Annotated in this window: 11 protein-coding genes; 8 read left to right on the forward strand and 3 right to left on the reverse strand. The window is 43.1% G+C overall.

What is annotated here, in order from left to right; genetic code table 11:
• Positions 1 to 177 precede the first annotated feature (177 nt).
• Together ompR and envZ are read left to right on the forward strand one after the other, a co-directional pair.
• On the forward strand, positions 178 to 897 hold the full coding sequence (ompR, locus tag SJY38_RS15935; protein ID WP_004587537.1) for a two-component system response regulator OmpR: 720 nt from the start codon (positions 178 to 180) through the stop codon (positions 895 to 897).
• A 5-nt stretch (positions 898 to 902) separates the two neighbouring features.
• Complete coding sequence (gene envZ, locus SJY38_RS15940) at positions 903 to 2,219, forward strand: two-component system sensor histidine kinase EnvZ (RefSeq protein ID WP_273606543.1); 1,317 nt, start codon at positions 903 to 905, stop codon at positions 2,217 to 2,219.
• A gap of 45 nt (positions 2,220 to 2,264) precedes the next feature.
• Here the strand turns inward: envZ and SJY38_RS15945 are convergent, their stop codons facing one another.
• Entirely contained in the window at positions 2,265 to 4,307 is a 2,043-nt protein-coding gene (locus SJY38_RS15945) for a glycoside hydrolase family 97 protein (protein ID WP_377110176.1), read from the reverse strand.
• A 159-nt stretch (positions 4,308 to 4,466) separates the two neighbouring features.
• On the opposite strand from SJY38_RS15945, the gene SJY38_RS15950 reads away from it, so the two are divergent.
• Positions 4,467 to 5,090 (forward strand): methylamine utilization protein, encoded by a 624-nt coding sequence (locus SJY38_RS15950; RefSeq protein WP_377110177.1) that lies wholly within the window; start codon positions 4,467 to 4,469, stop codon positions 5,088 to 5,090.
• The gene (locus tag SJY38_RS15955; protein ID WP_377110178.1) at positions 5,080 to 6,306 is read left to right on the forward strand and encodes a hypothetical protein; all 1,227 of its coding nucleotides are present in this window, start codon (positions 5,080 to 5,082) and stop codon (positions 6,304 to 6,306) included. Before SJY38_RS15950 ends, SJY38_RS15955 begins: the two co-directional genes overlap by 11 nt.
• 55 nt (positions 6,307 to 6,361) lie before the next feature.
• Here SJY38_RS15955 and speE read toward each other — a convergent pair whose 3' ends face one another.
• The gene (gene speE / locus SJY38_RS15960; RefSeq protein WP_064384607.1) at positions 6,362 to 7,225 is read right to left on the reverse strand and encodes a polyamine aminopropyltransferase; all 864 of its coding nucleotides are present in this window, start codon (positions 7,223 to 7,225) and stop codon (positions 6,362 to 6,364) included.
• 197 nt (positions 7,226 to 7,422) lie between these two features.
• Between speE and speA the strand changes: the two genes are divergently transcribed.
• The 4 genes from speA to SJY38_RS15980 all read left to right on the forward strand — a co-directional run bounded on the left by speA (position 7,423) and on the right by SJY38_RS15980 (position 12,448).
• Positions 7,423 to 9,303 (forward strand): biosynthetic arginine decarboxylase, encoded by a 1,881-nt coding sequence (speA, locus tag SJY38_RS15965; protein WP_248533032.1) that lies wholly within the window; start codon positions 7,423 to 7,425, stop codon positions 9,301 to 9,303.
• Positions 9,304 to 9,367: 64 nt separating this feature from the next.
• Positions 9,368 to 10,246: an acyltransferase gene (locus SJY38_RS15970; RefSeq protein WP_377110179.1), complete on the forward strand. Its 879-nt coding sequence runs from the start codon at positions 9,368 to 9,370 to the stop codon at positions 10,244 to 10,246.
• A 28-nt stretch (positions 10,247 to 10,274) separates the two neighbouring features.
• Positions 10,275 to 11,195 (forward strand): acetyltransferase, encoded by a 921-nt coding sequence (locus tag SJY38_RS15975; RefSeq protein WP_377110180.1) that lies wholly within the window; start codon positions 10,275 to 10,277, stop codon positions 11,193 to 11,195.
• Positions 11,192 to 12,448, forward strand: a complete 1,257-nt coding sequence (locus SJY38_RS15980; protein ID WP_029773670.1) for a mechanosensitive ion channel family protein — start codon at positions 11,192 to 11,194, stop codon at positions 12,446 to 12,448. Before SJY38_RS15975 ends, SJY38_RS15980 begins: the two co-directional genes overlap by 4 nt.
• Here SJY38_RS15980 and chrA read toward each other — a convergent pair.
• Positions 12,408 to 13,562, reverse strand: a complete 1,155-nt coding sequence (chrA, locus tag SJY38_RS15985; RefSeq protein WP_029773669.1) for a chromate efflux transporter — start codon at positions 13,560 to 13,562, stop codon at positions 12,408 to 12,410. The two genes, SJY38_RS15980 and chrA, sit on opposite strands and share 41 nt — an antisense overlap.
• Positions 13,563 to 13,595 lie beyond the last annotated feature (33 nt).

A 13,595-nucleotide genomic window follows, 5' to 3' on the forward strand; every position in this document is an offset into this window, starting at 1 on the left:
TATTCATTAACTCTAATGCTGTGCACGTTATTAAAATTGCTAAAATTTGTCGAGTGTAAAATTTAATATTATAACTTTGAAATGTTCAGTAACAATCTAAGCGCGCAATTAGATTTTGATTATTAAGTTTTTCATTTATATTAACTATTAATTGGAAATAAAAATAAGAAACACGCAATGGGACACGAAACCACAAAAGTATTAGTTGTAGATGACGATATGCGCCTGCGCAGCTTACTTGAGCGTTATTTAGTAGAGCAAGGCTTTATTGTTAGAACCGCCGCAAACTCAGAGCAAATGGATAGACTTATTGAGCGAGAAAACTTTCACTTAATGGTGCTTGATTTAATGCTACCAGGCGAAGATGGTTTATCTATTTGCCGCCGGCTACGCCAAAAAGAAAACGAAATCCCTATTGTGATGCTGACAGCAAAAGGCGATGAGGTCGACCGTATTATAGGCCTTGAACTAGGCGCAGACGACTACATCCCGAAACCGTTTAACCCGCGCGAATTACTGGCTCGCATAAAAGCTATTTTACGCCGCCGCGCCAAAGAAGTGCCGGGCGCACCCGCAGCGGAAGAAAACTTAATAGCCTTTGGGCAATTTACGCTTAATTTAGCCACGCGCGAAATGAGCGAGGGCGATAAAACCATTTCGCTCACCAGTGGTGAATTTGCCGTACTTAAAGCCCTTGTATCGCACCCGCGCGAGCCACTTAGCCGCGATAAACTAATGAACCTTGCCCGAGGGCGAGATTACAGTGCGCTTGAGCGCAGTATTGATGTGCAAGTATCGCGACTGCGCCGCATGATAGAAGTAGATGCCGCCAACCCGCGCTATATTCAAACTGTATGGGGTTTGGGTTATGTATTTGTTCCTGACGGTGATAAGTAGTTTATATGGGATTTTTTCCGCGTAGTGCGTTTGGCCAAACTGTATTTTTAGTGGCCGCTTTACTGCTAATTAACCAAATAGTGTCGTATGTAACGGTGAGCTTTTACGTTGTAAAACCAACCATAGAGCAAGTAAATTTAATGCTCGCAAAGCAAATTAAAACGGTATTTATAGACTGGGAAGACGGCGTAGAAATAAACGACGAAGTATCTGAAAAGTTTTTTGAAATTACAGGTATAGAAGTGATGACGCAGCGCGAGGCAATGCGCCAAGGGCTGGGTCAAACCCGAGAATACTCGATGCTGTCGCGTAGTATGTCTGAGCAATTAAATGGTTCTGCTCGGGTGCGTATTAGTCAAACCGACCCGCTGATTTATTGGGTAGAAGCGCCGCAAGCACCCGGTTATTGGGTAAAAGTACCGCTTAGCGGGTATCAAGAAAACAACCTTGAATTTTTAACGTTTTACTTATCAAGTATTGGTTTTTTAAGTGTGTTAGGCGGCTGGCTATTTGCTCGGCACTTAAACCGCCCATTAAAGGCGTTGCAGCAAGCAGCCGTGAAAGTGGGTAAGGGCGATTTTAGTAGCAAGCTTGAAGAAGAAGGCTCCAGTGAAGTAATAGAAGTTACCCGTGCATTTAACCAAATGTCGCGGGGTATTGCCGCTCTTGAAAACGATCGCCGTTTACTCATGGCCGGTGTTTCTCACGATTTACGCACTCCGCTTACTCGTATCCGCCTTGCCACCGAAATGATGAACGATGAAGATGACTACCTTCGCGAAGGCATTATTTACGATATTGAAGATATGAATGGCATTATCGATCAATTTATTGAGTATTTACGCCACCACAAAACAGATGAGCTTGCTTGCGAAGATATAAACGCGCTAGTGACTGAAGTGGTTAATTGTGAGCTTAAACAGCAACGCGTTATTACCTTTAAAGGCAACCCCAGCGTGGGGCTTGTTCCGTTAAGTAGTGTGGCTATTAAGCGTGTAATTACTAACATGATTGAAAACGCGCTGCGTTATTCAGATGGCGATATAGAAGTATTAAGCTACTTTAATTCAAACAAAAAATACGTTGTGATAGCGGTAAACGATAGCGGCCCCGGTATACCAGAAAGCGAACTAGAATCGGTGTTTGAGCCTTTTAAACAAGGTGACACTGCGCGTGGTAGTGAGGGGAGTGGTTTAGGCCTTGCCATTATTAAGCGTATTATTGATATGCACGATGGTAAAGTTAAGCTAAAAAACCGCCCAGAAGGCGGCCTAAGTGCACAAATTTATTTACCTATAAAAATACAAAACTCTGCACAGTAAGCTGTGCAGAGTTGGCTATTTCCATAACGTTAATAGTATTAAAACTTAAAGTGCTTTAAAGCGGATTGCTGTACCACCACTTGTTGCTAGTTTTAAAGTTAGCTTATCGTTTGCGCTAACTACGCGCTTTTCGATATCTAAATCGTACGGATTGTTTTTCCATTCAGCGCTTTTACCGTCTTGGTATATGTGCGCTTCAAACTTTTTACCCTTTTCTAAAAAGTCGAGTTTTACCTCAATAGTTCGGGCTTTCTCGTCGGTTACGGCGCCTAAGTACCAATCGTTTCCTGAGTATTTATCGCGTTTGCGCTCTTTACGGGCAAAAACAATAAAGTCGCCCACTTCGCCATCAAGCGCAATACTTTGCTGCCAATCGGTTGGTACGTCTTGAATAAATTGAAATGCATCAGGCTTGGCTAAATAGTTTTTAGGTAAGTCGGCGGCCATTTGAATCGGGCTATACAGCACAACATAAAGTGCAAGCTGCTTGGCAAGCGTTGTTTGTGGGCGGTTTGTATCATCGCCTAAGCCATTAAAGCCCATATCAAAAATACCAGGGGTAAAGTCCATAGGCCCTGCCAGCATTCGGGTAAACGCCAGCATAGGAATGTGCTCTGGTGGGTTGGGCGGCGTGCCCCATGCATTAAACTCTTGGCCGCGTGCCCCTTCGCGGGCAATCCAATTTGGGTAGGTACGACGCAGGCCTGTGTCTTTTATTGGCTCGTGGGTGTTAATACTAATTTTATGTTTAGCAGCCAGCTTTACGTTGTAAAGGTACTCGTTAACCATAAATTGGCCGTCGTGCCACTCATGACGGGCAATGCCGTTTTCGTCTATGCGTTTTATGTTACCGCCATCCGCTACATAGCCCGTTTTAACTTGGCTTACGTTTGATTTTTCGTAAAGGGCAAAGGCCTCGTCCATTTGGTCGCGATAGTTACTTACATTACCCGATGTTTCGTGGTGGCCAATTAACTGCACACCTTTTTGTTTGCCGTATTGAGTAAGGGCCGCTATATCAAAGTCGTCGTAGGGTTGTGTAAAACTAAATACATCGCCATTAAAAAACCAGTCACCGTCCCAGCCTATGTTCCAGCCTTCTACTAGTACGCCATCAAAGCCATATTCTGCGGCAAAGTCCATGTAGTACTTAGTGGTTTGTGTAGTGGCACCGTGTTTTTCGCCGCTGCCCCAGGTTTGCGTATTTATATGCATGCCCCACCAAATACCCACGTATTTGCCAGGTTTTACCCACGACACATCGCCTAGTTTATTCGGCTCGTTTAAATTTAATATTATGTCTGAATTGACTAAGCCGACCGCACTGTCGGCAATTTGAATGGCGCGCCAAGGGGTATTAAACGCACCTTGTTTTTTAACGGCAATGCCGTCTGACCACGGTGTTAAATCGGCATTAAAAGTGCCTGGGCGGCGCTGATTAAGCACCATGCCTGCGTAATCAACTAAGGCTGCTTCATGAATGCTTATATGGGTACCGTCATTGGTTTTTAAGGTAAACGGCGTGTGTGCAAGGGGGACGTCATTTAATGCGGTGGTGTTGTAAACGTATTCGTATCGGTTCCAGCCGCGGGCGGGGATCCACCATGCGGTGGCATTGTTGTTATTGTTAATGGCAAATTCGGTGAGCTCTTTGGTAATGTGTGTTTGCTCAAAGCCTGCTTGTTTTGGTACTTCGTATCTAAAGCCAACGCCACTATCAAAAGCTCTAAAGCGCACTGTGTAGGTTGCACCATTAGGCTCGCTTTTTGTAAATGTAACCGCAACTTCGTTGTGTTTATCAGTAACCGTTTGTCGCTCGCCCCAAGGTTGTTGCCACTGGGTATTTACGCTTTGCTGCTTAACATGGGTAATTTTAAAACCATCGCTAAATGCGGCTTGGGTTTTAAATTCAAAACCCAGGCGCGATGCGTTTATGGCTGGTTTGTTTTTAAAGCTAATAGCGTAGCTGGGTGTGCTATTTTCATCTGAAATAGTCACTTTTATTTGTGAGTTTGGTGATTCAACTACAGCGGTTTGTGCAAAGCTATTGCCAGCAAACGCCAGTAGTAAAAGTGCGGATGTTCTCATTGTGTGTCCTTTGATGAGTCGGTGGTGACCTTTAAGGATAATGGCAGTGAGTTGTTAATACGACTGTATACATACGTATTCAATGTTTTAAAAAATAGAAAGAATTTAACGGTTTAATCGGTCTATAATGTAAACAAATTGATAATAGCGATTAGCCCCATGATAAAACCCTTACTAAGTGTGTTACTGCTATGTATGAGTAATTGCGCAGCAGCAACAACAATAACTATAAAAAATGCCAATAATCAGCCTTTAGCAAATGCGGTAGTGTGGCTAAGCGGGGCATCAATTCAGGCCGGCAATCAAGAAAGTAAAACCTATGCAATGAGCCAACAAAACCGCGAGTTTACGCCGCGTACGTTAGTTGTTCCGCAAAATGCAAAGGTAGAGTTTCCTAATGCCGACTCTATCATGCACCACGTCTATTCGTTTTCTAAAGCTAAAACCTTTGAGTTGAAACTTTACAAAGAGCAGCCTAAAGCGCCCATAACGTTTGATCAAACAGGGGTGGTTGAGCTTGGCTGTAATATTCATGACTGGATGCTGGGCTATATTGTGGTGGTTGATAGCACCGTTTTTGCAATTACCGACGACAACGGTATGGTTAATTTAACTGCCCCTAATGGGCAATACAGCATGAGTGTATGGCATTCTGGCTTTAGCGATATAAGCAACGTAGAAACCCACAGCGTTAATGTAAGCGATTCACCTATACACTACACCGTAAAGCAGGCCATAGCCGAGCAAATAGACTTTGCTACGGATGAATTTGATGACTATTAAGCGCAAAAATACAGTATTACTTGGCTTAGTTTTTATGAGCCTACCGGCTTTTTCGCAAGTTAAAGGGCTTATTCAGGTACGTGCGGTTACAAGCGATGATACACAAAGCTTTCAAGATGGCGGTATTGGTTTATATCGCCATGGAGATAGCAGTGATAGCATTTTGTTATCGCAAGGAATTATAGACTTTAAGGCCGATTTAAGTAGTGCGTGGAGCGCACATGCCGTTGTTAATGCTAATCAAGAGCCGAAAACCACATTAGGTTTAAGCCAAGCGTATTTCCAGTATCAGCCGTTAGTAAACAGCCGTTATAAATGGCATGTAAAGCTTGGTGGGTTTTACCCTAGTATGTCGCTAGAAAACCCCGATATAGGCTGGACCTCGCCTTACAATTATACTAATTCGGCCATAAACAGTTGGCTTGGCGAAGAGCTTCGCACCATAGGTGGTGAGCTTAGCATTAAGCGCCCAGGTAAACGTTTTAATTCTAAGCATAGTTTTAGTGTGAGCGTTGCTATTTATAAAGGGAACGACCCAACAGGGACGCTGCTTTCGTGGCGCGGCTTTGCGCTGCACGACAGGCAAACAACATTTAACGAAAGTGTACAATTTGCACCTATTGCGGCATTAAATAGTGACGAATTACGTTGGCAAGCTAACCAAGTGCTGCCTTTTGAAGAAGTAGATGGCCGCTTTGGCTACTATGCCGGTGTGCATTGGGATTATTTAAAACGCTCGCAGTTTAGGTTTTATTATTACGATAATAACGCCGATCCCAGCATTTTTAATCGCACAACAGGGCAGTATGCTTGGCATACTCGCTTTAGCAGCTTAGCGTGGTTATATAAATTTACAGGTAAAACCCGTTTGATTGCCCAGCTACTCGATGGTAGAACCGAAATGGGGGCTAATAAGCTTATTTATAACCGTTTTTATAGCCATTATTTAATGCTCAGCCATAAAGCGGGTAAGCATAGGTTATCGCTTAGGTATGATTATTTTAAAGTAGATGACGATGACACCACCGCATTTGACCCTAACGCCAGCCACGGCGAAGGCTTAACAGCTACGTGGCGTTACCAATTAACCGATACGGTACAAATAGGTGTTGAAGGCTCGGCGCTGCATAGCTTTGTACAAAATAGGCCGGGTAGTGGCTTTGCTCAGCGAATATCGCAGCAGCAACTTATGGCTAACGCTCAATGGCGCTTTTAAAGTACAAAAAAAGGGAGCTTTTAAAGCTCCCTTTAAGTTTCAAAAAAAGTGTGAATTATTTTTTATCAAATGCGCGTTTCATAAAGTTTGGTGTAGCAAGTGCGCCGTGATGAATACCGCTGTTGTAGTATTCGCTTTGCTGTGCAACTTGCTCAGCATCGGCTTCTCTAAAGCCATTAAATGCTTGTGATTTACGAGCAAGCGTTACTGACCATAAACCGCTTGGGTAGATTGGCTGTGGAAATGGCAGTGTTTGTAAGTCGTTAAAGCCCACACTTAGCATGGCCTCACGCATTTCTATTAGCAGTGGCATATGCATTAATGGCGATTCGCTTTGCTGCACTAAAATACCACCAGGGCGTAATGCATTTAAGCAGCTAGTGTAAAACGCGTGGTTAAATAATCCCTCGCCTGGGCCTACAGGGTCTGTACCATCAACAATAACAACATCAATAGACTCGCCCGCAGCGTCACGCATGTATTTAATACCATCATCAAACATAACAGTTGCGCGTGCATCGTTGTTAGACTCACAAAGCTCTGGGAAGTATTTTAACGACATTTGCGTGACTACTTCGTCTATATCTATTTGCGTTACGGTTTCTACACCTGGGTGTTTTAAAACTTCACGTAATGTACCGCAATCGCCGCCGCCAATAATTACCACGTTTTTAGGGTTTGGGTGCGCTAAAAGTGCAGGGTGGCTAATCATCTCATGGTAAAAAAAGTTTTCGCGGGTAGTTACCATAGTACAGCCATCGATGATCATTAAATTACCAAAGTCTGTGGTTTCGAACATTTCTACCTTTTGAAAAGGAGACTGTTTTTCATCCAACTTTTTGTTGATACGTAATGAAAATGCGCTGCCATCGCGGTCGCTAATTTCTGTAAACCACTTACTTTGATCTAAATTTGCCATAGTTGCTTTTACACTTTTTAAGTTGAGTATGAAAAAGGGGCAATTCTGCCAGTGCTTCGCGTTTTGCTCAATGAAATTTTAACTGCTTTGCCAATAAAGTTAGCCAGTATCGAGTTAAAGTTCAATTTTTGTTAGCGTAGGGGGTAGTGACGTATTAAAATGCGCCTTTATAGCTAATTGATTAAAGAAGAGTTGCCATGACTTGGGGTTTAGAAACAGCACGCGCTACATATAATGTTGCTCATTGGAGCGATGGCTATTTTGATATTAACGCACAAGGCGAGCTGGTTGCCTACCCAGATGGTGACCAATCTAAAAATGCGATTTCTTTAACGCAGCTCACAGAGCAATTTAAGCAGCAAGGTTTAACATTGCCGGTGTTGGTGCGCTTTACCGATATTTTAAAAAATAGAGTAGATACACTCACCCATGCATTTACCTTAGCGCGCAGCAGCCGCGAGTACCAAGGCAAGTACACGTGTGTATACCCTATAAAAGTAAATCAGCAGCGCTCGGTGGTCAGTAAACTATTGGCGCACCCAAGTGGTTTAGTTGGCCTCGAAGCTGGTTCAAAGCCTGAGCTTATGGCAATTTTAGGGGTAGCCGATAAACCCATTACTATTGTGTGCAATGGCTATAAAGACAGTGAATTTTTACGTTTAGCCTGTATTGGTCAAGCCATGGGACACAGCGTTAAAATAGTCGTCGAAAAACTCTCAGAGCTGACAACCTTACTTGAAGAAATAGATAACCTAGGCATAGAGCCTGCCATTGGTATACGTATTCGCTTAAACTCAGTAGGCAAAGGTAAGTGGCAAAATACCGGCGGCGAAAAAGGCAAATTTGGCTTAACCGCAGGCCAAGTACTTAGTGCTGTTGAGGTGCTTAAAAAGCATAATAAATTACATTTAATGCAAATGGTGCATTTTCATATTGGCTCTCAAATTGCCAATATACGCGACATACACCGCGCCCTGCGTGAATGCGCGCGCCACTTTGCTGAACTTACCCAGCTAGGAGTGCCGCTTAATACAGTTGATGTAGGCGGTGGCTTAGGGGTAGATTACGAAGGCTCAGGCTCACGCAGTGCTTGCTCGATGAACTACACCGTTGAAGAATACGCACGTAATGTGGTTAATGCTTTTGCTGAGGTGTGCGACCAACATCAACTTACGCACCCAGCCATTATCACCGAATCAGGGCGTGCTTTAACAGCGCACCACGCGGTGTTAATTACCGATGTAATAGACGTAGAAAAAGCGCCAAATCATCCAAACCCTGAGCCACCACTTCAAAATAGTGCGTTAGTGCTTGATGAAATGTGGCAGTGTTTACAGCGTTTAAACCCGCGTATGGCGCTAGAGATATACCACGATGCGATGCATTTATTTAGCGAAGCGCACGACCAATACGTGCATGGGTTAGTAAGCATGCTAGAGTGGGCGAAAATAGAGCAATTATACTTTACTATTTTGCACCGAGTACGCGCATCACTTAGCAATAACGCGCGTGCGCACCGTGAGGTACTTGACGATTTACACGAAAAGCTAGCCGATAAGCTATTTGTTAATTTTTCACTGTTTCAGTCGTTACCTGATGTATGGGGCATTGAGCAGTTGTTTCCGGTTATGCCAATTGAGAATTTAGATAAACCGCTTACCCAACGCGCTATTATTCAAGATATTACCTGTGACTCAGATGGGCAAATTCGTGAGTACGTAGAAGGCGCGGGCATAGAAACCAGTTTACCTATACCTGAGTACCAACATGGCGAGCAATACCATATAGCCATGTTTATGGTAGGGGCTTACCAAGAAATTTTAGGTGATTTACATAACTTATTTGGCGACACCGACTCAGTGCATGTAGAGCTTAACGACGACGGTTATGTATTAACCAATGCTATTAAAGGTGATAGCGTTAAGGATGTATTAAAGTTTGTTGACTATGATAGCGCCATTTTGGCACAAAACTTTGAATTATTGGTCAACAAGCTAGCAGTGTCTGAGCAGTGTAAAGCAGGGTATTTAGCCGAGCTTAATGCCGGGCTTGAAGGTTATACTTACTTCGAAGATTAACCGTACACTCTCAGAATTAAAAGCGTCGCTGTTTGGCGCGCATTGTTTAAAGGAAAGTAAATAAATGTCAGTAATCCGCAGTGTATTAAGTATTGTGCTTTATACAATCAACACACTTATTTGGTTTGTGCCTATTTTTGTTTGTGGGCTATTAAAATTAATCCCTATCAAGCCTATGCAAAAGCTTTTAAGCTGGGTTGCTAAACAGTGTGCCACTATTTGGGTGTCGGTTAATAGCATTAACCAACGCTTATTCACGCCAACAAAAATAAACGTTACCGGCCTTGAAGAAACCAAATTAAAAGACTGGTACTTAGTGATTGCTAACCACCAAAGCTGGGTAGATATATTAGTACTGCAACGTGTATTTAATCGTAAAATACCTTTTTTAAATTTCTTTTTGAAAAAAGAGTTAATTTACGTGCCAATTTTAGGTCTGTGCTGGTGGGCGCTCGACTTTCCGTTTATGACCCGCACCAGCAAAGCGCAGCTAAAAAAGAACCCAAAGCTACGTGGTAAAGACATAGAAACAACCCGCAAAGCCTGTGAAAAATTTAAAGAATTGCCAGTAAGCATTGTTAATTTTGTAGAAGGTACACGTTTTACTACGCAAAAACATGCTCGCCAAAATAGCCCTTTTCCGCATTTATTAAAGCCAAAAGCAGGCGGGATCGCATTCGTAATGCAAGCCATGGGTGAGCAGATATCTAAAGTGGTTAATGTGACCATTCATTACCCCGATGGCATCCCTACGTTTATGGACTTTGCCGGCGGCAAAGTGAAGCAAATTAATGTGCATGTAGACATTCGCCCAGTAAGCGAGGAGTTGATTGGTGATTACACTGGCGACTCTGAGTTTAGAGTCGGCTTTCAAAGTGAATTAAACCGTTTATGGGAAGAAAAAGAGCACACGCTTTTGCAGCTCGAACAAAACCATAAATAATAAGGTAATAAAAAATGGGCTTACGATTATGCTAAAAAAGTGGTTACCAAATTGGCTCAGCGGCTTAATTGTAGGCTGTGTGGTTTTTTCAAATGTAATCATTTTTGGCACCTTAGTATTACTGCTAGGCTTAATAAAGCTTGCCCTGCCTTTTTCTATAATTAACACCATACTGCATAGCGTGTACCGAGGCTGGTGTAATGGCAATCGGTTTGGCTTGTGGCTGGGCTGCGCCAACATAAAAGTAAACATTAACGGCGATGTAAACTCAAAAAGTTGGTACTTACTAATTTGTAACCACATGAGCTGGTTAGATATTGTGGTACTTAGCTCAATTAATGTTTTACCTGCACCAAAGTTTTTTTTAAAAGACGAATTAAAGTATGTGCCATTTATTGGCTCTGGTGCATGGGCTATGGGCATGCCTTTTATGAAGCGCGTAACTAAAGCGCAGCTTGCTAAAAACCCCAAGCTTAAAGGGCTAGATGTTGAGCGCACTAAGCAAAGCTGTCGTAATTTTAGGAATAATCCCACCACCATAATTAATTTTGTTGAAGGCACCCGCTACACGCACGCAAAGCATGCAAGCCAGCAAAGCCCGTTTAAACATTTACTCAAGCCCAAAGCGGGCGGGATTGCCTTTGCACTTGAGGTACTTGGCGAGCAATTTGACGCCATGCTAAATACCAGTGTGGTGTACAGCGGCAGCACAAGCCATGTTTGTCGTAATATTTTAAAGGGCGAGCTTGATTCAATTTATGTTTCTATTGACGTGGTTGCTATAAACCAGCAAATGTTAGGTAGTTACCAACACGACAAAGCATTTAGAAGCCACTTTCAAAAGTACGTTAATGAGCTATGGGTTGCTAAAGACGCGCAACTTGCCAGCATTTATGCCCAACACGATTTACCTGAGCCACCCATTTGTAAGGAAATAGAAACACTATGACCAATACCCACCTGCAGGAGCTAATCGCTCCTTGGTTTGAAAAAGTACCCGACGCAGATTTTTTAAGTGCAATTACTGCAGCCTCTATTGGTGTTTTTTCGTTGTTAGTGGTGTATTTATTTACACGCCGATTAATGCTGCCAGGCATTCAAAAAGTGGTGACTAAGTTATCTCCAGAGCGAATAGGGTTGCTTTCTCCGTTGCTCACAAAACTTAATAAGCGCATAGCCGGTATGTTATGTAGCGTGCTTTTTTTAGCAACCTTCGACAGCGTTTACCCTGTTAATGAGCTCAGTGCCGAAATACTAAAAACCATTGGCCAAGGTATATTAATTATTCATGTAGGCTTTATTTTTAGCAGCATTGTAAGCATTGCCGGCGCTATTTATAACCAGCTAGATTTTGCCCGCGAAGTGCCAATTCAGGGCTTATTACAAGTTGTTAAGCTGATCACCTTTATTGTGTGTGCAATTTTAATAGTCAGTATTGTGCTTGAAAAATCGCCTACCTATATTTTGTCGGGTTTTGGTGCGATAGCCGCTGTTACTTTATTGGTTTTTAAAGACACTATTTTAGGCTTTGTAGCCAGTATTCAAATTGCGGCAAACCGATTAGTTACTTACGGCGATTGGATTCAAGTAGAAAACTACGGCGCCGACGGTGAAGTAATAGACTTAGGGCTAAACACCGTAAAAGTGCGTAACTGGGATAACACCATTACGACTATTCCTACTTATATGTTGGTAGCAGGGTCGTTCAAAAACTGGCGAGGAATGCAAGAGTCTGGCGGCCGACGTATTAAACGCTCGCTTAATATTGATATGCACAGTATATGCTTAGTAAGTGACGAATTTAGAAAACAAATAGATGCAGCTATACCACTGCATGAATATATACGTGTTGCCTCGTTGCCTGATCCGGTCTCTAACTTAGGCTTGTTTCGCCGCTACGCCGAGGGCTATTTAAAGCAGCATAACAGAATAAATACCTCACTGACGCTCATGGTGCGTGAGCTACAACCAATGAACCACGGCTTACCAATTGAGTTTTATTGCTTTAGTGAAGACAAACGCTGGATATCTTACGAGCATTTACAAGCCGAAATTATGGATCACTTATTGGCAGTGTTGCCAGTATTTGGCCTTAGAGCGTATCAAAGTGTTAGCGGGCAATTAAGCCCGCCTAATGCACAGCAAACCGATAAGCCGACCTTTAAAGTAATGGCAAATAGTGCTGAACAAGGCCCACACTAATAAATAAAGCTAATAGCCACCAAATAGGTGGCTTTTTCATTCTTAGCCATGCAAAAGCGGCAATAACCAGTGCAACCTGCCATAGGTTGTGAACGGCTGATGTCCAAATAGGTGAGTACAAAGCCGCCGCTAAAAAGCCAACTACGGCAGCGTTAAGCGCCGCAATAGAGCTTGCAAAGCGAGGTTTACTTGCCAGGTTTAACCAGCTTTTTTGAAACGCCAGCATTAATAAAAAACCCGGTGTAAAAATAAGTAGGGTTGCAGCTATGGCCCCTATTAAGGGTTGCTCTGAAGTGAGTTGCGCGCCTAAGTAAGTGGCTATTGTAAACATGGGGCCAGGGATAGCTTGAGCACTGGCATACGCACTTAAAAATTGATCGTTACTTAGCGCTGGTACGCCAGCTTGCAATACAGGCAATACCACGTGCCCGCCCCCAAACACCATAGCGCCCGCTTGGTAAAAAGGAGCAAACAAAGTAAGGTCATCACCTAAAGGTATAAAGCTAATAGCGAGTAGTAAAACAAATAAGCCTAAAGGAAGCCACTTAAACGCGCTTTTAGTATCTGCTTTAGGCTCAGTCTGGGTGTTGAGTTGTAACAGAGGCCAAATTGCGCCTATAGCAGCGGCACTCACTAAAATAGCTATTTGCGTGCCAAGTAAAGGAAATAGCAATAAAGCCAAGGTACTCATTACTGCGATAAGCTTGAGCGCAGCGCTGGTACAAAAGCTTTTTGCCATAGTGAGTGTTGCATCGGCCACAATAACAACCGCAAACAGTTTTAAGCCTGCAATAATAGCAAAGTAAACAGCATCAAACTGATGCGCGCTTACCGCTAATAACAACATGATTAAAAAAGACGGTAAGGTAAAAGCGATAAATGCGGTAATGCCACCAATAACCCCCGCTCGCTCAACACCAATTGCAAAGCCCACTTGGCTTGAACCAGGCCCGGGCAGCGCTTGGCTTAAACTAATAAGCTGCGCGTAGCGGGTATCGCTTAACCAGTTTAGTGTGTCTACAAAGTGGCGTTTAAAATAGCCTAAATGGGCTGCAGGGCCACCAAAACTCATGCAGCCAAGTAAAAAAAACTGTCTAAAAATAGCGACTAACATTGAGCTCATATCCTTTTAAAAGTTCATTAAATT

It is taken from the genome of Pseudoalteromonas sp. R86517, assembly GCF_042466295.1.
Taxonomy (GTDB): domain Bacteria; phylum Pseudomonadota; class Gammaproteobacteria; order Enterobacterales; family Alteromonadaceae; genus Pseudoalteromonas; species Pseudoalteromonas atlantica.

Coding starts and splice junctions, on each gene's coding strand:
- ompR (WP_004587537.1), top strand. CDS start 178: ATGGGACACGAAACCACAAAAGTATTAGTTGTAGATGACGATATGCGC.
- envZ (WP_273606543.1), top strand. CDS start 903: ATGGGATTTTTTCCGCGTAGTGCGTTTGGCCAAACTGTATTTTTAGTG.
- SJY38_RS15945 (WP_377110176.1), bottom strand. CDS start 4,307: ATGAGAACATCCGCACTTTTACTACTGGCGTTTGCTGGCAATAGCTTT.
- SJY38_RS15950 (WP_377110177.1), top strand. CDS start 4,467: ATGATAAAACCCTTACTAAGTGTGTTACTGCTATGTATGAGTAATTGC.
- SJY38_RS15955 (WP_377110178.1), top strand. CDS start 5,080: ATGACTATTAAGCGCAAAAATACAGTATTACTTGGCTTAGTTTTTATG.
- speE (WP_064384607.1), bottom strand. CDS start 7,225: ATGGCAAATTTAGATCAAAGTAAGTGGTTTACAGAAATTAGCGACCGC.
- speA (WP_248533032.1), top strand. CDS start 7,423: ATGACTTGGGGTTTAGAAACAGCACGCGCTACATATAATGTTGCTCAT.
- SJY38_RS15970 (WP_377110179.1), top strand. CDS start 9,368: ATGTCAGTAATCCGCAGTGTATTAAGTATTGTGCTTTATACAATCAAC.
- SJY38_RS15975 (WP_377110180.1), top strand. CDS start 10,275: ATGCTAAAAAAGTGGTTACCAAATTGGCTCAGCGGCTTAATTGTAGGC.
- SJY38_RS15980 (WP_029773670.1), top strand. CDS start 11,192: ATGACCAATACCCACCTGCAGGAGCTAATCGCTCCTTGGTTTGAAAAA.
- chrA (WP_029773669.1), bottom strand. CDS start 13,562: ATGTTAGTCGCTATTTTTAGACAGTTTTTTTTACTTGGCTGCATGAGT.